This is a genomic window from Ruegeria sp. CF3, assembly GCF_056537365.1.
The window spans coordinates 78,010-99,675 of the sequence record NZ_JBQFRK010000003.1 but is presented as its reverse complement, the minus strand read 5'-3'; the positions used below and the strand labels follow the sequence as shown (position 1 = coordinate 99,675).

The following is a 21,666-nucleotide window of genomic DNA, read 5'->3' as shown; positions in this document are numbered from 1 at the left end:
TATGTGCGGGATTTGTGGTATTCTAGATTTTGCTCGTGGGACACCCGAGAACCGTGAAACTCGGGTTGATGGAATGATGACACGCCTGCGGCATCGTGGACCCGATGGACAGGCAAAGTGGTCGGATAACGATATTACTCTCGGACATACGCGCCTTGCGATAGTCGATCTGACCGATGCGGGAAGCCAACCAATGCACAGCACCGATGGCACCTTGAGCAGTGTCGTCAATGGAGAGATTTACAACTACCCTGAATTACGTCGCGAATTGCAAGCGCTTGGTCATGTGTTTCACTCCGATTGCGATAGCGAAGTTATTCTGCCCCTATTCAAACAGTATGGAACGGATGCCTTCTCTAAGTTAAACGGAATGTTCGCGATCGCCATCTGGGAGCCTGCCCGAAAACGTCTCATCCTTGCTCGTGACCGGATGGGTATCAAACCGGTATACTATTCCAGCACCCGGTTGGGCGAGTTTCTGTTCGCATCTGAAATCAAGGCCCTCTTTGGCGCTATCGATGCCCGAGAATGGCCAATTGATCCAACAGGACTTTCTCAATACCTGACCTACCAGAACCAGTTCGGTTCAACGACGCTTTTTCAGGATGTCAAGCTTCTTGAGCCTGGCTGTTTCCTCGAAGTCTCTGAAGATCACGTAACGCAGACACACTATTGGGAGCTCTGCGTTACTCCAAACAACGAAATTGACTTCGTGCAAGCTACCATGGGCTTTCAAAATACCTTAAAGGGAAGTGTACAGCGACACCTGATGAGCGACGTGGGGGTTGCCAGTTATCTCAGTGCAGGGTTTGACAGTTCGGCAGTAGCCAGTTCCGCAGCCGCGCTATTGCCGACCCCACCACTGACTTTTACCGGGCGTTTCCCCGAGGGTGGATGGTACGATGAGATGTCAGGGGCCGCGCTTGTTGCTGCCAGTATTAACGCCCCGCATCAAGGTGTGGATATCACTCCAGATTGTGCGATGGCAGAGATGGATAATCTGGCTTATGCACTTGACGCTCCCCAAATGGGTATGGGTGCACTTCCGCAGTATTTGGTTGCACAAGCTGCTGCGCAAAAATGCAAGGTGATCCTTACCGGACATGGAGGTGACGAACTCTTTTCCGGCTACCCTGTCTTCAAGTTTGCCGCGGTGCTATCCGGTTTCCGCCGCAGCTTAAGGAAGACTTGGTTTGCGCTGCGCTCGATCCGTATGTCCGAGCTCCCACACATTGGCTACTTTACGCTTTCGATGCTGCGCGGAGGAGAAGGGCGCTATTTGCTTCCGGTTTTGTTTTCACGCAAACATCAGGCTCGCGTTTTGCAGCCCAATGCCTGGAACGCCTTGGAGCCCCATGACCCGGCGTCCAAGTTGAAGGAGGTCAACGCCAAAGCACAAAGTTTGTACGAACAGCTAATTTACACCTATTTCAAGATATACCTGCCGGGTTTATTGGTGGTGGAAGATAAGATTTCGATGGCGCATGCGCTCGAGTCTCGAACTCCAATGCTCGACAATAAGATGATTGCTCTTTCGCTTTCGATTCCATCCGACGTCAAATTGACAGGCGGAGAATTGAAGGCAATCATCAAAGGTGGTGCCCGCGACCTTTTACCCAGTGAGCTATACCAATTGCCCAAGCGTGGATTCCCAACACCATTGCGCAATTGGCTGCGAGGGCCGATGCAATCTTGGATGACCAAGCGCCTAACTGCAAAAGACAGCCCTCTGCAACGGCTATTCAGGCCAGAGTACCTTGAGGCTGTGGTTCATGATTACCAAAGAAGTCTGAAGCGGAAATTTCGCCCGCTGGACGAGTTGCCCAGCCACCGAATTTGGATGCTACTTAGCCTTGAAGCATGGTTGCGCCAGGTGGAAGAGACGTGGCATATGCGCCTTGATATCAAGTAAGTCCGGAACCAAAACCAATATTCAATGGTTCAATTGGAGGCATCATGGAAATGAGTCAGAATAAAACCATCGATGACGTCCGCGATTTTTGGGAAGCAAATCCCTTGTTCACCGGTGAATCCGAACATGAGCCTGCGACGAAGGCTTTTTTTGATCACCATCGTCAGGTCGTGATTGATGATTGCTTTGCCGGTGCTTTGCCCGATCATTTATTCCCAAGCCCGCAGACGAATGAGCACGTTCTGGACCTAGGCTGTGGTCCCGGCATGTGGTCTGTAGAACTGCAAAATAGGGGTGCCAAACACGTCAGTTCGGCGGATTTGACCGAACAGGCGGTACAATTGGTAAAAAAACGCGCTGAAATTTATGGTTTGACAGTCGAGGCGAGCCAGCAAAACGCGGAAAAGCTTACATACCCCGACGCGAGTTTTACCCATGTGAATTGTCAGGGAGTAATCCATCACACGCCCGATACAGAATCTTGCGTGCGAGAGATCGCTCGTGTCCTTGAACCTGGCGGCACCGCGATGATCTCGGTCTACTACCGAAATCTGTTTATCCGGATGTGGCCGATTTTGCGATATGGCGGTTGGATCGTCAGTAAGCTGGGCGGTGGTCTCAAAGGACGTGGGCGCGAAGACATAATGAACAACTCTGATGTTGACGAAATTGTCCGGCTTTATGACGGCGCCGAGAACCCCATAGGAAAATCCTATTCGAAACAGCAATTTGTCGATTTGCTGTCTCCATATTTTGAAATTGACCAGATCTTCTATCACTTCTTTCCGGCTCGGGCGCTACCTTTCCCGATACCTCTTGGTTTACACAAGTTTCTCGATAAGCACGCAGGCTTCATGATTTACGCTCGTCTGACAAAGCGCGATGCCTCACAATAGATTCGCAACGAAAGCACCCAAAAACCGGCCAGTCCTTCGCATTAGCATCGCACTATTGCTGCTTGGTTTGTTGATCATCTGGGCAGCTCGGACACTCTGGCAGGAAGACTACACCATTGTTCCGATCAGAGGTTTTATCTTAGCGGTCCTCGTCAGCGGGGTGTCGCTTATAAGCGCTGCGTGGCGAATGCAAGTGCTTAGCGAAGGGCGCGTAAGCCTTGCCACCGGGAGCAAATCCATAGCGCTTGTTGCCTCACTTCTAATTGTCTTTCCAAGCAGATTATCCGACCTCGTCAAGCCCGTGTATCTGCTTGAGCGTGCCTCTCTTGAGCTATCCAAGGGATTCTCTATCCTATTTTATGAGCGCGCTCTCGACGTTTTTGTCCTTCTTGGAATGCTGGCTATACTGATCTTTGCTCAAGGAGCCGCCCGAGACGAGGCACTGATCGGGAGCACCACCTTGCTTTCCGCGCTGGCCGTGATCCTTGTGCTTGTGTTTTCACTACTGATATTTGCGCCAAACGCATTGGTTCGCGCCGTTCAAAATTTGCCCTTTGACGGATTGAAACGGATGACCATTCAGTTCCTGTACGCTTTGACAAACTCTACCCCTGTTCTTACGAAGGCGGGCGTTTTATCTGTCATCGTCTGGGCCAATTCCTACCTTATTTTCTATGTTTACCTCGTGCATTTGAACACTGAAGGAACAACTGCTCAGATCGGCGCATTGGCGGTACTGTTGGTTTTCATAGCCGGAGCACTGGGTCTATTTGTAACGGTGACTCCTGGTGGAATCGGAACTTATGAGTTTGCTATTGCTCTCGCCTTGAGCACATACGGAATCCCCCTCGTCGAGGGTTTGGTGCACGGCTTGATGCTGAGATTGATCGTGCTAGTGCCAAATATCTTATTGCTTCTGTACATTCTGGTATTTGATGGGTTCAACTTCCGGGATCTCTATCACAGAATTTGGCAGATTCACGGCAAACGGCATAAAACGGAAGACACCCAATGAGTCTGGTTGAATTCTTCACAGAAGCACAAGCCGGCTCCTATATGAATGCCCGCGAATTTGTGTCGGTGCTGGAGCACGTTTACAAAATCAAACCGCTCCATCAATCGGTAATGAGCGAAACCGGTATCACCGGGGTTCCGGCCTTTGCAAGCCATTCGTTTTTTTCCGGTCATAAAATTACAAGTGCACCTTTCAATTTCTATCCACCGCTCACAGGGGAAGGTTCACAACAGGCCGCAGTGAAACACTTGATTTCTTTGGCCAAAACCCAAGGCCCGCGCTGTTATGCTGAATACAAGACGCTAGATCGGTTGGATGGAGATGTAGTCAATCAGCATGAGCTAGCGGAAACCATCTTTTCAATTGTCAGCGAAGTGCCGCTGTCTTCCACGATTGAAAAACAGCGGCAAAGCTACAAAAAACGTCATCGTACGAAGGTGAACAAAGCTCGGAGAGAACTAGCCGAGTTAGAGATCGGTACCAGTCGAGATCCGAATGATCTGAACGAATGGTACGATCTGATGTTACAGTTATACCGGAATAAGCACCGGATGATTTGCCAGCCTCTTTCGCTGTATCAGCGTCTTCTTGAGATTGAGAGTCATAGTACACTGTTATTGGCGCGAGAAAATTCGCGAGTGGTCGGCGGGGTGTTCTTGCTACATGACAGCCAGCGATGGGATTATTGCTGGGGAGCAATGCGGGCAGACTTTGACCAGCGTGATTTAGCATCACTCATACTGGATCATGCGATTTCTCTGGCCATTGAAGCTGAAGCGCAAACATTCGGCTTTGGTTCCTCAGCACCTAGTGATGCACCACTTCTGTTTTTCAAACAACGTTGGGGCTGTACCGAAAGCCCCGCCTATGCCTATTATTGGCAACATACGCCTAAGCCGATAGACTTGAATTCTAGCTTTTCTCTGGCCCGCCAAGTAATTGCGCATAGCCCAATATGGCTTTTGAAAGCCGCACCGCCTGTCCTAGTGCCTCATTTAACATAAAATATGCCTAGCGGTGCTTTTTCTCAAATACAATCGTGATTTCACGCGACAAAAAGCGAGTTCTCCCGAGTCCACCATAATGGACGGCTTTCACCACAGCTTGCGGAGCGAAAAGCAAAGACAACTCGGCGACTGAATAGCGGCGTGCGAGTTTTGTGCCAGCAATTTCGATATTGCAAAAGTAGTCTTGTCGGCTAATCGCCGACACAAGGGCACCAAGATCCCTCTTCATCAAGCCAAGCAGTCGCAGCGGAAAGAGCTCAAACCACGATGGTTGTCTCAATGTGTTGACAATTAACTGGCCACCCGGCGCCAGCACCCTCAAAATTTCATCCGCCGCCTCGCCCGTGTTATCAAGATGTTGGAACAAACCCACGCAAAGTACAGTAGACATCTGAGCGTCCCCGATAGGCATCGCATCGACGGCCGCCTCTACAAAATGATTTCCGTCACCATCGCTAAGGACTTCTGCACCTGGTCGGACTGGGCACTGTAAGTGGGTAGATGAAGGCACCAGCTTGCCACCTAAGCTCATTGTTTCCAATGAAAAATCGCAGCCCCAATAATCGCTACCGGTCCAAAAGCTACGATACCGCCCGTCACCACAACCGATGTCCAGGATTTTGGGGCCTGGTCCGCATTCATCAACGATCTGTCGTACAAGCTGATCCCGCGAAGCGATAGTACCAGAGTCCCCCCAGTGCTGACGCTGATAAACATCCTTGTCTTCTTCGGATGCCAAATCCTTAAACGATTTCTGCCAGATTTCAGATGTCTGACAAACTGCATCGGCGCTCAGTGCCGCACTATATCGTGCCTTCGCAGCGATATACTGGCCCTGCCGTGGAAAGGTGTAAGCGCGGCTGCGTGCAGCAACTCCTTTCGTTCCGGTTACGGATCCCTCCAAAACATACTCGACAGCCATTCTTGCGCCTTCCTCAAAGGCGACAACATCAATCTGCCTGAAACACGTCTCCTGTGCGATGAAATCAATATAGCGGGTAGCAATGGTCTCGCCTGTATCTATACCCGCATCAATATGATGAAGCGTCACGCCGGTCATCTTGAAGTTGCGCTCGTATGCAGCCCAGATGTTTCCGGTTCCTCGGTAACGGGGATTTATGCCATTGTGTACATTGATAATCTCACATCCAAACGAATGAAGACGATCAATCAAAGCACCACTCAGAAGGGCGCAGGCATTGGTAATGACCACAGACGGAGCGATACTCTCCAGATAATCGGTGTCGATGTGATCCAGGTCACTAACGGTCTTATGCAGTGTATAGGTTTTTTCGACCGACGCAGGCCCCGGACCAGTTAGACGTAGCCAGAACATGCTTGATACATCGCGTAATCCATAACGTCTGAACCGTTTCCAGAAGAAACTCGCGATGCGCCTTGGACCTATCGTATTCTCAATGAAATGAATAGTGTAGCCTGCCTCAGAGAAAGCTTTTGCATAGATATTTGCAGCTGCTCGGGCCGGCGATCCGTTCCCCGTGATGACGAGAACCGACCTACTCATAGCGGATGCTGTCTTGCAATCATTCGTCATGTCGAGTTTTTGCGACGAAGGAAACTATCAAATTTGTATCGATCAATGGAATACCAAGCGGCCAATATGTCAATTTTTTGAAGTGGAACGACCCGCCAAGAACATCAAGAATATGGTCAGCGAAGTTTGGGTGTTCCCAGCAGATCAGCTTGTCGGGATCGATCGTAGTATTGCGTTTCAACCAACGACGCGAGGTAAAGTATCTTCCAAGGCCCCAGGCAAGCCCGCCTTCAGCTGGAATCGCACCAACAACATGGCCGTCGGGCCGCAAAACACGTCGGTATTCCTCAACGAAACTCTGCAATGGATAGAGGTGCTCGAGAGAATAGAATGTCAGCAGAACATCTGCCACACCAGCCTCTAGAGGTAGCTTATGCGGATTTTGTGGATCGATCAGATGAGTTTCGTAGGAAATTCCCATCTTGCTCAATTGTTCAGCGGCGCTCAGTAGAAACTCTTCGCGTATATCAATCAGAATGTAATGCGAAGGTTTCGTCTTAAAGAACGGCAAATGTGGCGCATAACCGGGCCCGATCTCGATCACAGTTTTTCCGGTGAAATCAAATGTACTTAGAACACGGTAACCCGCGTCGTTGATAGACTTTCCGAACCCTGATCGCTGGTTGGCCCGATAAAAATCCGCGCACGCTTTCTCCCATTCGTCCCACATTGGATCTTTACGGTCCGAAATCAAACCGAAGCGGTCGCGATCACCGAAGAGGGGAATCTTGACGAAAGGGAGACGGTGACCGACAGCGATAGTTCTTTTCATTGACAAGCCCTTAAAAATCGCATCTTCGTCCAAACCAGATTAGATGGTTTCCTGCCTAGAAATCAGATGCAAGCGCATTTACGTTAATCTCAGCGTGGCATGCAACCTAGTAAAACCATCGCAATGATTTGGCTCGTTACTTGTCATCTATCTGGCAATTGTGGACCTGTCACGAATTGTTGCCGTTCTGATTTCTCGCCTAAGCGACCTTTGGTTGGCAGGCCAATGGGCTTTTCCAGCGCAAGGCTAAGCGGCATTTGAAACAAGCCTTGCCACAACATTCAACTGACTCACCAATTGCCGAAGGCAACCTGAAGAGCGCTGTCAACTGTTCGCGCAAATTCAGGTTCGTAGCCCTTGATGAACTGTATGCGCGCGACTCTCAACGACCCAACCTTATTGATCGGAAATGGTTGCTGGCATCTCTCCAACAAAGTCAGAGGTTTTCTGCTAGACATATTTAATGCCCTATGATTTCTAGCCAGAACGCCGATAACACTTTTTTGATCGAAACCAGAGCGTTGTACCGGAGGGCAACATGAGTCTTTTCAGCGGTGCGAGAGTATTGTTTCTCGCCCCACATACTGACGACGTAGAGCTTGGGTGTGGAGCAACGCTTGCTCGATGCATGGAGGAGTGCGAAACCGTTGATGTCGCAGTGTTTTCCACGGCCGCGCAATCCCTGCCTAGTGGCCTCGACAAGGACCACCTAAAACGTGAGTTTTTTGCTGCTATGGAAACTTATGATATTCCCAAAGAGCGGCTGCACGTATTTGATTATCAAGTAAGGCGCTTGAATTATTCGCGCCAAGATGTTCTCGAAGATCTGGTGCAACTAAGAAGCAAAATCAAACCAAACATAATTTTTACGCCTTCCGGTGGTGACGTTCATCAGGATCATCAAGTTGTTCACAATGAGTCACTGCGCGCATTCAAAACGACCACTATGCTGGGCTACGAGCTACCTTGGAACAACTTCCGCTTTGAGAGCCGGGTTTTTGTCCGGGTTACTGAAGAGCATCTAGCGGCGAAGCAAAGAGCACTACAGTCGTATGAGTCTCAGATTCTGAAGAACCGCAACTATTTTGAATCTGAATTTATTCGGGGGCTTGCTGCAGTTCGTGGCATCCAGCAGGGTGTCAAATACTCAGAAGCGTTTGAATTAATTACTCTAAAGGTTTGATCCGTGCTGTTCCAATCAATAAACTCCGAAGCTCTTTGCTCGTTTCTTACAAAAATGCGGGTAGCCCATAGGATCGTTGGAGACCATCGCGACTTTATAGGCCCTGCTCCGATTGGAAAAAGTGAATCAATAAATCTTACATGGTCGCGCGAGGTATCCGCCGACGTAATCTCTGTTCCGGCAAGTATTTTGATTTTACCCGAAGCTAAAGCAAAAGACATAGCAGCTCAGAGCGATAAAACACTAATTTTGGTGGATAATCCACGTGACACCTTTAGAATGATCCTGGTTGGGCTCTACAGCGATGAAATAGCTTTCTCAAAGGGCCTCCACGACGAAACTATGTTTGCCCAAACGTCCGAGAATACCTGGATTGCTCATACTGCATCTGTCTCAAAAGAAGCAGCAATTGGTGCAGATGTGATTATTCATCCGAATGTGACTGTCTACCCAGGCGTAAGCATAGGCGACAACGTTGAGATTTGTTCTGGTTGCGTCATCGGGGCGCCTGGCTTCGGACATGTACGTCAGCCAAATGGTGCCCTTAAGCCGTTTCCACACCTCGGTGGTGTCGTAATCGGGAACGATGTCTCTATTGGGTCAAACACCTGTGTTGATAGTGGAGGCCTGTCGCCCACAATGATTGGCAATGGTGTTCGCATCGGAAACCTTACTCAGATCGCACATAATGTCGAAATTGACGAAGACTGCTTGATAGGAACTAGGTGCCAGGTCGCCGGTGGCACGAAGATCGGTAGCGGAACTGAAATCTGGGCTGGATCGACGATATCGAACAATCGGCGGATTGGACGCAATTGCAATATCAAGATCGGCAGCATCGTCATTTCGCATCTCCCTGATAACACAGTGGTATCGGGGAACTTTGCAATCTCTCATCAGAGAAATCTCGAAATATACGCAGGCCTTCGTGACTCGAAATAAATTATGGATAGCGGTGCTTAAGATTAGGATAGCTCTAACAGCCTCGTAAATTTGACGATATAGTGTCAATGTTGAACTCCTCTCAATAAGAAGTAACCCGACAAACTCAGGACAAATCGTTTGGCATTTTCAGAGATAGATAAACAGCTGGCCGCAGCTCATGACGCGCAGCAGGAAATTGCAAAATATAGTCAGAACCAGATCGACAACGTTGTGCGAGCACTAGCTTGGGCGATCTATCGACAGGACCATGCGCGCACCCTGGCGGAAATGGCAGTTGCCGATACTGGCCTTGGAAACATTGAGGATAAAATACTAAAGAACCGTCGGAAAACATTTGGAACACTTTGCGACTTACTCGCGACTCCAACAGTTGGAAAGATCTTTGAAGATCCAGAGCGCGGCATAACGGAATGGGCAAAGCCTGTTGGCGTCATCGGTAGCCTAACACCCTCGACTAACCCTGCAGCAACTCCGGCAAATCAGGCACTCATGGCGGTCAAGGGTGGAAACTCAATCATAATCAGCCCTTCCCCTGCCGGTTTGCGCACTGCTCAAAAACTGAAATCATATTTCGATGACGCATTGCGAGCTATCGGCGCCCCGACTGAATTGTTCCAAGTGCTACATGCACCTATATCATTCGACAAGGCTGACTACCTTGCACGAAATGTCGACCTTCTCCTGGTCACTGGTGACCAGACAAACGTTCGGAGAGGTTACAGCAGTGGCACACCCTGTATAGGCGTCGGCAAAGGCAATGTTCCTGTAATTGTCGATGAGACCGCGGATATTAAAGACGCGGCCGCGAAAATTGTGGCGTCAAAGACTTTCGACAACGCCACATCCTGCAGTTCGGAAAACTCGGTCATTTTGCTCGAAAGTGTTTACGAAACAATGATTTCAGAGTTAGAGACTGCTGGGGGTTACCTCGCGACTCCTACAGAAGTAGGCAGGATTGAGGAAAAGTTGTTTACAAATGGTGCCGTAAACCGTCAAGCTGTAGGGAAAGACATCTCTACCCTTCAGAAACTGTTTGAAATGAAGCTCCCGAATTCGAAGCGCTTCATATTGGTTCCTCAGTCTCAAATCGGAAAAGAAGCTCCTCTTTCCGGAGAAAAGCTTGCACTTGTACTTTCGGTGTACAAAGCGAAAGACTTTGACGGCGCCATCGATATTTGCAACGATATTCTTGACTACGAGGGTGCCGGACATTCCGTAGGCATTCATACCGCTAGAAAAGAACGCTCGGTGGCGCTCGCTGAGAAAGTTGACGTTGCGCGTGTTCTCGTGAACCAGGCTCACACATTCGGAAATGGCGGCGGAATGAATAATGCACTACCATTCACGCTTACCATGGGGTGTGGGACTTGGGGCAAAAATTCCATATCAGAGAACCTTTCGATCAAGCATTTTGTTAATAAAACTGTGCTAGTAGAGACTTACGAAAAGGAAATGCCAAGCCCTGACGAAGCGTTCGGAACCGTCTATGATCCGCAGTTTGACCCCGTTTGATTGGGATGGGGATTATATTTTTCTCTTCCCAAGATATTCCATCTTATGCATTCGCCCATCGGAAATGAGAAGTAACATGGCTGGGATGTTACCGATTCTGCTAGGCTGCGGTGTGCACACCAATGGGTCTATTCGGATTAGGCGAAGAGAAGTTTTTCTGACCATATTAGGGTGATCTCTAGATCCAAATCATAACTTCAGATAGTTTGACGACAGTAAAAAGATTGGCCAATCAGACAAACAAATCCAAAATTCAGCAATTGACCTCACCACATTAAAGCGAGCAAAAACAGCGATGAATATTGTCAATCGGAAGCGCATCGCAATCTTGAATTACAGCGAAGTAACGCAAGATGCGCGTGTTTTTAAACAAGCTCGCGTTCTTGCTGATGCAGGGCATAATGTTCATGTCTTTTGCAACCAGCTTGGAAACCGAGAGAAAAACGAAACGATCTCGAACATCAAGATTAAGCGTTTCCGCTGTTTCGAACGCTCCACTCTGGACAGAGAAATTGTCAACAAACTTCCATTTTTAGAGTACTCGGGAGCAGAAGTAACAAAACGGTTTGACGACTATCTTGAGAAGAAGCGTCAGCTAGAACGCCTTCAGTTTTGCTGCGCACAATCTCCGTTAAACAAATACTATTATAAATCTGCGCGTGGTACCGCTCGAATGCGGCGCAAACTGCATCACAAGGTTATAAGAAGCTTAAGCAAAATAGGCATCGGCGCGCCCGGTGTTGCAAGGCAATATGAACTTATCGCCCAACTTGACCGCGAAAAAAAAGAACTTGCCGCAAGTTGGGAGAGCCTCGGCGCAATTCGGGGGCTGGTATTCATGCAAAACCTGTTACCCGTGCTGGACGACAGTACTTTCGACATAGTTCATGCTCACGATTTGCTAACTTTGCCCGCAGGTGTCGCGCTCGCAAAGCGAGGCAATGGTAAACTTATTTATGACGCTCATGAGTATGAAGCCGAACGTGCCGGACTCCATACAGATGTGCAGGAACTAACGAAGAAACTGGAAGACGATTGCCTGAAGCAAACAGATCATGTGATCACAGTTTCTAAGGGAATTGCTGAACTCTACTCTAAGCGCTTCACAAAGAGTAAGCCTACTTTAATCTATAACTCACCCGACATTGCTCGAAGTGAAACTAACCGAGGCGGAAACCGGCTACGTGATCTGCTAGATCTGCCAGAAGACGTTCCATTGATCGCTTACATTGGTGGGATCCAACGAGAAAACCGTGGCGTGGACAAACTCGCTGCAGCATTAGTCCACTTACCTGGTTTTCATATTGCAAATCTTGGGCCACGCAAGGAACCCAACGACGCTTGGATTATGGGTATCGCCGAGGAACTGGGCGTTGCTGACCGAATTCACTTGCTGGCGCCCGTTCCTGCCGAAGCAGTACCCTACGTTGTATCAGATGCTACGCTTGCAGCGAGCGCTTCACAAAACATCGGGTTAAGCTATCTACATTCGATGCCGAACAAACTGTTTGAGGCCACATTTGCTAGGCTGCCGGTTTGCGTTCCAGATCGCCCTGATCAAAGGGAATTTGTCAGAGTATTGGGTCATGGCGTCGCTATGGATCAAACCGACCCACTTGCTATCGCCGTAGCCATAAAGAAAGTTGCTGAGAACCGCGAAGCCTATAAACTCACGGATAACTCCCTCGAGATACTTAACAAAGAGTATAGCTGGAACGCGCAGGCGAAACGGTTGTTGGAGCTGTACGAAAGACTTTCCGTCGATAGGGATTTTGGCACAAATGGCAACCTGAACTAAAAGCGGGTTGACGCATCTGAACGCTCGGCTCAGGTTGGTGCTTCGCGGCGCAATCCCAGGAAAATGACGCTAGGTGCCGTTACCCATCGACCAACGATCCGGTTCAGGCTGGATGCGAGGTACAATCCGACCGCGTTCAAATGGAAGACTGGTTCGAGCAAAACTGCAATCCGACGATAGCCGCCGCGACCAAATTGTCTGGCCGTTCGATCATGATGGCAATCAACCGGTTCTCCACTGCAGTCATTCTCCGCGGTGATCCTGAACGCAGCTTTAAGCTGCAATTGGCGGGTTTCAGTCCAGGCGGAGCTCATTAAGTTATATTGAGAAGCAGGAGCTTCAAAGGAAGCTGCACATCGTAACGGCTTTTATTAACCGTTTTTGCTTCATCACCCCTTTAAGTCAGTGCAAAGCGACGTGTCGCTTGTAAGATGATCAATAAGGGCGCGCACGCGGGTCGTTAGTCGGCGATTCTGCGGAAAAAGTGCGGCGACCACATAGGGTGTAACGCGATTCTCGGCGAAGAGCTCGACCAATTCTCCTGTCTTTAGAGCTTCTGAAACTGTGTAGGCCGGACAACGGGCAACCCCTATTCCCGTGGCTGCCAGCCGTGCTGATGCTGCTGGTGCATTGGCGCGAAGCCGACCGTTAACATGGACCGCAATTTCCCGACCTTCTAAATCGAAGCGCCAGATCGTAGGATCCGTCATGTTGCCGTCTAAAATGCACTCATACGTCTCCAGTGCACGTGGATGCGCCGGTATACCTGTGCGCTTCAAATAGTCTGGAGATGCACAGACTAGCAAAGGCATTGGGCCAAGCTGGCGTACTCTAAGTGAACTGTCTCTCATCGGTCCGATGCGGATCGCGAGATCCAGACCTTCGTCAATAATTGACACCCTTCGATCCGAGAGACGAAGGTCGATTTCAACTTCCGGATGCTGTGCGGCGAATACCGCAAGAGAAGGCGCGAGCCGCACCGATCCAAATCCCGTCGGAGCCGAGATATGGATGACACCGCGTAAAGCCGTTTGTTGGTTCCTGACGGTTTCTTCCAACTCGTCGAACCCGTCAAGAAGTGGTTCACACATCGCCAGATACGTGGCGCCGACATCCGTCAGGGATACACTGCGTGTGGTTCTGTTCAGAAGCTGAACGCCTAGCGCTTCTTCCAGATCCGCGACGTATTTGCTGACCTGCCGCGCGGATCGTCCCATACGCTGTGCGGCAAGTGTGAAAGAGGCGTTCTTTGCGACAAGCGCAAAGGCTCGCATGCGGTCAATCTTATCCATAGCTTATTCAGCCCCCTCAGGGCCTAAACTTTCTCCAAAATTGACGATTATCGCGCAATTGTGCAAGTCGTATCTGTTTTGGTAAATGACCAACCCAGCAGGAGCCCTTAAATGTCAAACCCGGTTCGTATTCATCACTTCCCCAAATCAGGTCACGCGCATCGCGCTTTGGTTTTTGCTAAGCTCGCAGGGATTGCCCATGAAGCTGTCTTTGTAGATCTCGCCGCTGGTGAGCACAAAACGCCTGACTTCCTTGCCATGAACCCGAATGGACAGGTGCCCGTGCTGGAAGATGGCGACGCCGTCATTTCTGACTCAAACGCAATATTAGTTTACTTAGCCCGCAAATACGCACCCGACTGGATACCAAGTGATGCCGTAGGAGAAGCGAACGTTCAACAATGGCTGACACTCGCTGCAGGTGAAATTGCATTTGGCTCATGTGCTGCAAGGTTGATTACGGTGTTTGGCGCACCTCTGGACGAGGACTTTGCAGCTGCAACCGCGGCGAAAGCAATGCAAAAACTGGAATTTGGGCTGGACGGTCGCGACTGGCTTGTTGGTGATCAACCGACCATCGCTGATGTTGCGGCCTATTCCTACACAGCCCATGCGCCAGAAGGGAATATTTCGCTCGCGCCGTACCCGAATGTCCGTGCCTGGATTGCAAGGTTCGAAGCGCTGGCCGGTTTTCAAGCGATGCCAGCCACCGCCGTTGGTCTTGCTGCCGAGTAGTTCAATGGACATTTGCGAAGGCGAACGAAGCGCCGTCTCATCATCGACTCGGGAAACCGTGATTGAAAACGCGCGCCTTGACTAAGTCGGCATGAACGGACGCAACGTAGCTAAGGTCGCGCCCGCATAAACGCGAGGCGGCAACTGACGCAACCGTGCAGAGCACCCCGAAAGTCGCTTGTTCTGTTGGGTCATGGGGTTGCTTGCGGACGATAACCCGGACCTGAGTGTACAGCGTCTTTGATGACAAGATTGAGAAAGAAGGACAAAACGATGTTGGACGAAGAAACCCCATTTCATCCGGGCGAACTGGCTGCACAAGAACGCGCGGGTGTTAGGGGGCTTTCCAAACGCGTGGCGCCCTTCATCCGAAATCACATGCCAGATCAACACCGCGCTTTTTATCAAGCACAACCGTTTTTGGTTGCTGCCTCCAGCGATAACCAGGGACGAGTGTGGGCGACGATCATCGAAGGCGAGGAAGGATTCATTGGGTCACCAGACTCTCAGACGCTGACGCTTGCAACACGGATTGATCCACAAGATCCGCTGAGCGAATCGATTATGGCTGGCACCGATATCGGCGTGGTTGGCATCGAACTCGCTACGCGCCGCCGCAACCGCTTCAGCGGTAAGTCGCGTCCAACCAAGGATGGCTTTGCAGTCGATATCCATCAGACCTTTGGGAATTGTCCGAAGTATATCAACGAGCGAAATTGGTGGCGAGCCGATAGGGCGATGACGATTGAAGCGACGACGTCTACTCAACTCAGCTCCGAACAAATCAAACACATAGGCGCCGCTGACACTCTATTCATCGGATCGGGGCGACAAAGCTCTAACGAAGCGCACTCCGACGGCTATGACGCTTCCCATCGTGGCGGTGACCCTGGATTCGTCCGGGTAGTTGGGCCGAAGCGCCTGCGCATCCCCGACTATACCGGCAATAACTTCTTCAACACGATCGGGAACCTGCTCGAAGATCCGCGTGTTGGGTTGCTCTTTGTCGACTTCTCAACTGGCGGGCTTTTGCATTTGACGGGTCGGGCTTCGGTCGAGTGGGACCCGGAGGAAGCGCGCGATCCAAGCATCCTTCGTGTGATTGATGTAGAGATAGAATCTGTCATCGACAGACCAGCCGCGCTTTCTCTGAGGTGGTCTGCAGACCCTGCGACGATGACAAAACTGACCGTGATCGACAAGGTCTTAGAAGCAGAGCACATCACCTCTTTCCATCTGGCACCCACGAACGGCGAGGCGGTGACACCTTTTCTTGCAGGACAGCATTTGCCGATTGCCTTGGACATCCCGGGTCATGGGGCGAAGGTACGTCGGACATACACACTATCTGGCTCGGTCGCGATTCAGAACTACAGGATAAGCGTAAAACGCGAGGCAGGCGGTATCGGGTCGCAATTCCTACATGACGAGGTGCACGTGGGCGATGTGATCGAGGCAAAGCCGCCCGCTGGTAACTTTGTACTCCCCAAAGATGACAATCCATTAGTTCTGATCAGCGCTGGTGTCGGCCTGACACCAATGCTTGCAATGCTTTACGAAGCCTCAGCAGAAGAAAACCATCGGCCAGTTTGGTATGTCCATGGAGCTCGAAGTGGGCGCGCCTATGCGTTTGGCCGTGAGGTTGATAAACTGATTGCGGGAAACCCGAATGCAACTCGATTGATATTCTTCAGTTCACCGGAAAGGACCGATCTTCTGGGCGAGACGTTTGACGTCCATGGCCGGATCACTGCTAAGGACTTGTTGGCGATCAGGGCGGGGCCGGACGCGCACTATATGATCTGCGGCCCTCTGGAGTTTATGACCGGTTTGAAAACTGGATTGGAGGCTGCAGGCGTCATGAGCGATCAGATCAAATATGAGACTTTTGGAGCATAGTTCCGAATGTCGGTAATCGGTGCTAAGGCCGAAACAATCTTAGATTATCCCGGATGTTACCTTAGGGCTTGTTTCAAAAATCAACGCTTTACTGTCGCAGAAAGAGACGTGCCGAACCAAGCGTGAGTACCCGCTCAGGCTACACGTGTTTGCTTCTGTGTAGGAAAGATCTTGGTTACTTTTCCAAGTTTCTAAGCCGTGGCGACGACAAGTAAGTCGTCGCTTGCGGCGCATGGGCCACGCATTCGGAGGCGACCCAGTCTGATCGTCGCCCGGAGTGTTGGGCAAGAGGTCGGCCTGAGCTAAATCGGGATCGGCCCATCTTTTAGTCAAGAAAAACCGCCAAATACTCCCCTTTTTACAACGTTGGTCAAGTTACCAAGGCGATTATTCTGTTGCGGATACAAACCAGGCAACAAGAACTTTAACTTGCCCCCTGCCCCTCCATTTTACGTGTATAAATAACATGTCAATGACTTAGTTTGACATTCTTCCATCCCAGCCATATTTCACTTAAATATCTGAATATTAAGTCACTATCGATTGGTTGAATTATCACATTCCGTATCTCGGTCGAAATTGCCCCCCAGTTCTCCCTCAAGGAGAAAAATTCCAAGCGTCGCTTTTTTCGAGGACAGAAATACTAACCAGAGTGCATTTAGGTAAGCTATACTACGTTGACCGTTAGTTTCTGGCGCACTTACGCTTGGTGCCTAGGCAAATAGTGGTAAGAATTTTTCTATACTTATTCCAGAATTATGAGCAGTACGCGGGTTATAGATAGAAAAATCTTCTACAGGCCACGCCGGTAAGATCGGGGCACTAGAGCGAAAACCAGACGTTCATGTCCGAGTTGCAATAGGCAGATGAGCGCAAAAGAAAAACTGTGAATCTATGGCAACCGACGGCAATTGTTCAGATCAAGCGTTTAGAACCAAGTAGCTAATGATGGATGAGTGGACTTACCAGAATCTTAATACTTGATCCTTGCTCCTGCAGCTTCCGCTCGCATATTCGGCACATTTGTTGTTGCTGGAACGGTGCAAATTTCAATTCGGATCGTTAGCAGGTGGAGCAAGCTCAAAGAACTGCTTCATCTCCACCCATTAAGATCAAATCATCGCGTCTTCATTCACTACATCAGCGAAGGACTTGAAGAATTTTCCTGCGAGCTTCTTGGCTGTGCTCTGGATCAAACGACTGCCGAGCTGAGCCAGTTTTCCGCCAATCTCGGCCTTTGCTTCATAGCGCAGGATCGTTTTGTCGCCGTCTGCACTCAGCGTCACATCTGCGCCACCCTTTGCATGACCAGCGGTACCACCATTGCCCTGACCAGACAGCGAGAATGCATCAGGGGCGCCGGTCTGGTCCAGGGTGACATTGCCTCCGAACCGCGCCTTGACGGGCCCTACTTTAAGCAAGACCTTGGCCTCCAGTTCAGTATCAGAATGCTTGATTAGTTCTTCACAACCCGGAATGCATTGTTTCAACACCTCGGGATCATTCAGTGCCGCATAGACGCGATCTTTCGGGGCGTTGATGATGATTTCGTCCTTCAGTTCCATAGTCTAGTCCTTCTTAGCAACAGGGAAATCTTATGTTGTCTGCTTGTTCAGTGGTCATTTCGAGCGATTTAAGACGCCCGCGCATCCAGATCAGAAGTCGGCTCATGAGATCGGCTCGTTCGCGGTTTCCAAATGGGTCGCATAGTCATCCGGGGTATCGACATCGGTGTAGAACCCTGGCGATGGCAGCGTAGCGGCTTGTACATGTTCGGGATGATCGCGCGTAAAGCCCAAGCAGCCGGGGCGTACGGGGTTTTCCAGCAATCGCCGGCGCAATAGCTGCGGGATAGTAATTGGATTGCCTCGTGCGCCGTTATGGACAGGTATCGTCACTTTAGTCGCATCACCTGCAATGTGAGCGGCAATCAGATCTTGCAGATCCTGAGTGGTCAATAGCGGCTGATCACCCAAGCCGATCAGAAGCAGATGGGCGTCAGGTGCACAATGCAATCCCGTGGCAACCGAGCTCTGCTGGCCGCTGGTGAAGTTTGCATTGTGAACCAAAGAAACAGCTAGCCCTGATAATGCCCGGCGCACGGCGCTCGCCTCATGTCCTGTTACCACCGTCAGGTCAGTATCAATGGCGCCTAAGTAAGCCATGGCTACACGGCGGATCATCGGTACGCCGTCTATTGGAAACAGCAGCTTGTTTTGCGCCCCCATGCGACGGGAAAGACCGGCGGCCAGAAGGATCGCGGCAACATCAGCCATCGGCAAGCCCCACAGTCTGCCGTCTGACACGGACTAACTGCGCAAGGATCGACAGCGCTATTTCCTCGGGCGTGACCGCCCCCAGGTCCAGACCCGCCGGGGCGTGGACGGTGTTGATGGCCTCGGGCGTTATGCCGGCGGTCTTTAGTTTTTCAGCCAGTGTCGCGAATTTCCGAGCGCTTCCGACGAAGGCAACATAGTCGGGCAAATCTGTCAGTACGGATTTGAGCGCGTCCAGATCTCCTTGGCCTTGCGTCGCAATGACAACGAAGCGTCGTCGATTGCACGTCGTATCAGCCGACGTGGTGCCAGAAACCGACCAGTGGAATTGCGGTGCTAGGGAACTAAGCGCTTGGGCCACAGGGGATGCGCCAAGCACGACAAGTTCGGGCATTGGCAAACAGGGCTCGATAAAAATGTCGACGGTGCCTTTTGACGGGCAACCATTGCGCGCAAAGCGCGTCCCGTCGATCTCATCCCCCGCTATCACGCCCATTTCTTCCAGGAGTTCCTCGGGCGCGACAGAAACCAGTTGCGGCTGACCGGCGCGCAAAGCCTCTACCGCAGCGCGTTTGACCGCGCCACGCGTGCATCCGCCACCAAGCCATCCATGCAGGATTGTCCCGTCCGCGCTGAGCAGCGCTTTAGCACCCGGCTTGGCCGCCGTCGCCCCCGCAGTGCGCACGATTGTCGCGAAGGCGAAAGGTTCTTGCCGGTCACGCAGGTCTTGTGCCGCATCGGCAAGGTCCGTGTCTAGGATCTCTGCCGGACTCATAGCGTCACCAATTTTGGTTCCAGGGCGGCAAGATCGGCAAGGGTGTTGGCCGGTTGAAAAAGGTCGAGATAAGGCAAGGCCACAGCCATTCCGCCAGCTATGGGCGCGTATTCGCTCCAGCCCTTCAGTGGATTGAGCCAGATGATCTTACAGCCGCGTTTTCTCAGCTTCTCAAGCGCTGCTGCCAGGATTGCGGGTGGCTCGGTATCATAGCCGTCCGACAGGATCACTACGACAGACCGGCCATCTACAAAGCGCCGCGCATAGGTATCGGCAAAGCGTTGCAACGATGGCCCGATCTTTGATCCACCGCCGAAGCCATCTGCCATCAGCGACATCCGACCAATTGCACGCAGTGCGTCTTTGTCGCGCAATGCTTCAGTGATGCGAACCAGCCGTGTGTGAAAAAGATAAGCGTCGGCATCTTTGTCAGCGCGCATCAGCCCAGCGAGAAAAGCAAGGAAAACTTGTGCATAGACGCTCATCGATCCCGATACATCGCAAAGCGCTACGATTTTGCGGCTGCGATCTGGGCGAGACTTGCGCAAGAGCTGCAGAGGTTCCCCTCCTGTCGCAAGGCTCAGGCGAATGGTCTTGCGAAAATGCAGGCGGTCGCCTTTGCGGGCGGCGATCCGACGGCGCGAACGTCGGTCGCGCAAAGCGGCACCGATGCGACGCGCAACTGCTTCGGCCTCTGCGATATCATCCGCGCGGACCAGATCACGCAGATCGCGGCGGCTGAGATTGCGTTGCTGAGTTGCGATAAGTTTACCGGTGCCGTCGCTGTCGGCCTCGCCGTCACCGGAATCAGGAGCGATGGCGCTGCCCGATGCGCCCATATCCTGACCCTTGGCTTGACGAGAGGAATGCACGTCATCGCTGAGCGCAGACTGCGCTTTGGGCACGGCCCTTTGCTTCACCCGACCGGAATCCATCCAAAAACTATCGAAGAGGCTGTCGAACCGTTCGGCCTCATCCTTGCATCCTGTGCAGATGGCCCGTAACGCGCGACGGCTTTCATTCGGGACAGCGGCATTGACCTCGCCGAGGGCAAGCAAGGCAAGCTCTGCCTCTGCCACACCTAGGCGCAGGCCGTTCTGGCGCAAATGCGCAATGAACCCGGCGACACGGGCCGCTGGCCCCGGATCACGCGCCGCAAATTTGGAAACCCGGCTCATGCGGCCTTCCCCGCGATACGGGCCGCGACTTCGGCGGTGATCTGTGCCTGATCGCTTTGAGTTTTCAGCAGCGTGGTTAAGGTGGAGTGCAACACGGTTGGATCGTTGGTCAGATCCGCAATCCCAAGTCCCATCAAGGCGGCAGCAAAATCGAGCATCTCAGCGATGCCGGGTGTCTTTTCCAGTTCCTCCTCGCGAAGCTTTTGTACAAAGCCTACGACTTGCGCGCCAAGACGCGCCTCAATCGCAGGGCAGCGGGCTTTGAGGATTGCAAGTTCTGTCTGTCGGTCCGGATAATCGACATAGGTGTAAAGGCAGCGACGACGCAGTGCATCGGATAGATCGCGTGTGCCGTTTGATGTCAGGATCACGATCGGCTTACTAGAGGCCGTGATGGTGCCGAGTTCTGGCACAGTCACTTGATAGTCGGCCAGAACTTCCAGCAAGTAGGCTTCGAATTCCACATCAGCACGGTCAATTTCGTCAATCAACAAAACAGGCGGCGTGTCCTGGGTAATGGCGGCCAATAGAGGGCGTTCCAACAGGAAATCACGGGAAAAAATACGCTCTTCAACGCTTTTGCCCGTCTCACCATCTTCGGCGGCGGCGCGGATCGTCAGCAATTGCCGCTGGTAGTTCCATTCGTAGATGGCCTGCGCGGCGTCGAGCCCCTCATAGCATTGCAGTCGGAGCAACTTGGTGTCGCGCGCATCGCTCAGGGTGCGCGCAACCTCTGTCTTACCTACGCCTGCGGCGCCCTCCAGAAGAAGAGGCCGCTCCAACGTCAGCGCCAGATGGAGAGCAACTGCTAGGTCGTCGGATGCGACATAGCCCTGCCCTTCAAGAGCGGATTGTAAATCGGTCCAGGTCATGTGTGTCTCCGGGCAGAGCGGAACGTCTCCGCCCTGCCTTTCGC

General features: G+C 51.5%; 18 protein-coding genes. 10 read left to right on the top strand and 8 right to left on the bottom strand.

The window, feature by feature from the left end; all coding sequences use genetic code 11:
• The first annotated feature begins 1 nt into the window (after position 1).
• Genes asnB through ACR0KC_RS12160 form a run of 4 tightly spaced genes read left to right on the top strand, consistent with a single transcriptional unit; the run spans position 2 to position 4,827 of the window.
• Positions 2–1,912 carry an asparagine synthase (glutamine-hydrolyzing) gene (asnB, locus tag ACR0KC_RS12175; protein WP_480706922.1) on the top strand — a complete coding sequence of 637 codons (1,911 nt, stop codon included), beginning with the start codon at positions 2–4 and terminating at the stop codon, positions 1,910–1,912.
• Positions 1,913–1,962: 50 nt separating this feature from the next.
• A complete protein-coding gene (locus ACR0KC_RS12170; RefSeq protein ID WP_170733050.1) occupies positions 1,963–2,808 on the top strand; it encodes a class I SAM-dependent methyltransferase in 846 nt (281 codons plus the stop codon).
• 55 nt (positions 2,809–2,863) lie between these two features.
• Positions 2,864–3,823 carry a lysylphosphatidylglycerol synthase transmembrane domain-containing protein gene (locus ACR0KC_RS12165; protein WP_480771906.1) on the top strand — a complete coding sequence of 320 codons (960 nt, stop codon included), beginning with the start codon at positions 2,864–2,866 and terminating at the stop codon, positions 3,821–3,823.
• Entirely contained in the window at positions 3,820–4,827 is a 1,008-nt protein-coding gene (locus ACR0KC_RS12160) for a GNAT family N-acetyltransferase (RefSeq protein WP_480706924.1), read from the top strand. Before ACR0KC_RS12165 ends, ACR0KC_RS12160 begins: the two co-directional genes overlap by 4 nt.
• A gap of 7 nt (positions 4,828–4,834) precedes the next feature.
• Here ACR0KC_RS12160 and ACR0KC_RS12155 read toward each other — a convergent pair whose 3' ends face one another.
• Positions 4,835–6,166, bottom strand: a complete 1,332-nt coding sequence (locus ACR0KC_RS12155; RefSeq protein ID WP_480771905.1) for a formyltransferase family protein — start codon at positions 6,164–6,166, stop codon at positions 4,835–4,837.
• Positions 6,167–6,374: 208 nt separating this feature from the next.
• The gene (locus tag ACR0KC_RS12150) at positions 6,375–7,157 is read right to left on the bottom strand and encodes a class I SAM-dependent methyltransferase (RefSeq protein WP_480706925.1); all 783 of its coding nucleotides are present in this window, start codon (positions 7,155–7,157) and stop codon (positions 6,375–6,377) included.
• A 538-nt stretch (positions 7,158–7,695) separates the two neighbouring features.
• Here ACR0KC_RS12150 and ACR0KC_RS12145 point away from each other — a divergent pair.
• The 4 genes from ACR0KC_RS12145 (at position 7,696) to ACR0KC_RS12130 (ending at position 12,595) form a co-directional block, all read left to right on the top strand.
• Entirely contained in the window at positions 7,696–8,340 is a 645-nt protein-coding gene (locus ACR0KC_RS12145) for a PIG-L deacetylase family protein (protein ID WP_170733055.1), read from the top strand.
• Between the two features lie 3 nt (positions 8,341–8,343).
• Positions 8,344–9,282 (top strand): hypothetical protein, encoded by a 939-nt coding sequence (locus tag ACR0KC_RS12140; RefSeq protein ID WP_480706926.1) that lies wholly within the window; start codon positions 8,344–8,346, stop codon positions 9,280–9,282.
• A gap of 120 nt (positions 9,283–9,402) precedes the next feature.
• The gene (gene sauS / locus ACR0KC_RS12135) at positions 9,403–10,797 is read left to right on the top strand and encodes an acylating sulfoacetaldehyde dehydrogenase (RefSeq protein ID WP_480706927.1); all 1,395 of its coding nucleotides are present in this window, start codon (positions 9,403–9,405) and stop codon (positions 10,795–10,797) included.
• A 295-nt stretch (positions 10,798–11,092) separates the two neighbouring features.
• On the top strand, positions 11,093–12,595 hold the full coding sequence (locus ACR0KC_RS12130; RefSeq protein WP_480706928.1) for a glycosyltransferase family 4 protein: 1,503 nt from the start codon (positions 11,093–11,095) through the stop codon (positions 12,593–12,595).
• A gap of 389 nt (positions 12,596–12,984) precedes the next feature.
• On the opposite strand, the gene ACR0KC_RS12125 is transcribed toward ACR0KC_RS12130, so the two are convergent.
• Positions 12,985–13,887, bottom strand: coding sequence for a LysR family transcriptional regulator (locus ACR0KC_RS12125; protein ID WP_480706929.1), 903 nt, complete (start codon positions 13,885–13,887; stop codon positions 12,985–12,987).
• A 111-nt stretch (positions 13,888–13,998) separates the two neighbouring features.
• On the opposite strand from ACR0KC_RS12125, the gene ACR0KC_RS12120 reads away from it, so the two are divergent.
• On the top strand, positions 13,999–14,622 hold the full coding sequence (locus tag ACR0KC_RS12120; RefSeq protein WP_480706930.1) for a glutathione S-transferase family protein: 624 nt from the start codon (positions 13,999–14,001) through the stop codon (positions 14,620–14,622).
• A 273-nt stretch (positions 14,623–14,895) separates the two neighbouring features.
• Positions 14,896–16,521, top strand: a complete 1,626-nt coding sequence (locus ACR0KC_RS12115; RefSeq protein WP_480706931.1) for an FAD-binding oxidoreductase — start codon at positions 14,896–14,898, stop codon at positions 16,519–16,521.
• Between the two features lie 1,112 nt (positions 16,522–17,633).
• On the opposite strand, the gene ACR0KC_RS12110 is transcribed toward ACR0KC_RS12115, so the two are convergent.
• The 5 genes from ACR0KC_RS12110 to ACR0KC_RS12090 all read right to left on the bottom strand — a co-directional run bounded on the left by ACR0KC_RS12110 (position 17,634) and on the right by ACR0KC_RS12090 (position 21,622).
• Positions 17,634–18,086, bottom strand: a complete 453-nt coding sequence (locus ACR0KC_RS12110) for an SRPBCC family protein (protein WP_170513592.1) — start codon at positions 18,084–18,086, stop codon at positions 17,634–17,636.
• A gap of 102 nt (positions 18,087–18,188) precedes the next feature.
• Positions 18,189–18,797, bottom strand: a complete 609-nt coding sequence (locus ACR0KC_RS12105) for a nucleotidyltransferase family protein (RefSeq protein WP_480771904.1) — start codon at positions 18,795–18,797, stop codon at positions 18,189–18,191.
• Complete coding sequence (locus tag ACR0KC_RS12100; RefSeq protein WP_170564287.1) at positions 18,790–19,572, bottom strand: XdhC family protein; 783 nt, start codon at positions 19,570–19,572, stop codon at positions 18,790–18,792. The genes ACR0KC_RS12105 and ACR0KC_RS12100 overlap by 8 nt, the downstream gene beginning before the upstream one ends.
• A complete protein-coding gene (locus ACR0KC_RS12095) occupies positions 19,569–20,750 on the bottom strand; it encodes a vWA domain-containing protein (RefSeq protein ID WP_480771903.1) in 1,182 nt (393 codons plus the stop codon). Before ACR0KC_RS12095 ends, ACR0KC_RS12100 begins: the two co-directional genes overlap by 4 nt.
• On the bottom strand, positions 20,747–21,622 hold the full coding sequence (locus ACR0KC_RS12090; protein ID WP_170392519.1) for an AAA family ATPase: 876 nt from the start codon (positions 21,620–21,622) through the stop codon (positions 20,747–20,749). Before ACR0KC_RS12090 ends, ACR0KC_RS12095 begins: the two co-directional genes overlap by 4 nt.
• Positions 21,623–21,666: the final 44 nt, after the last annotated feature.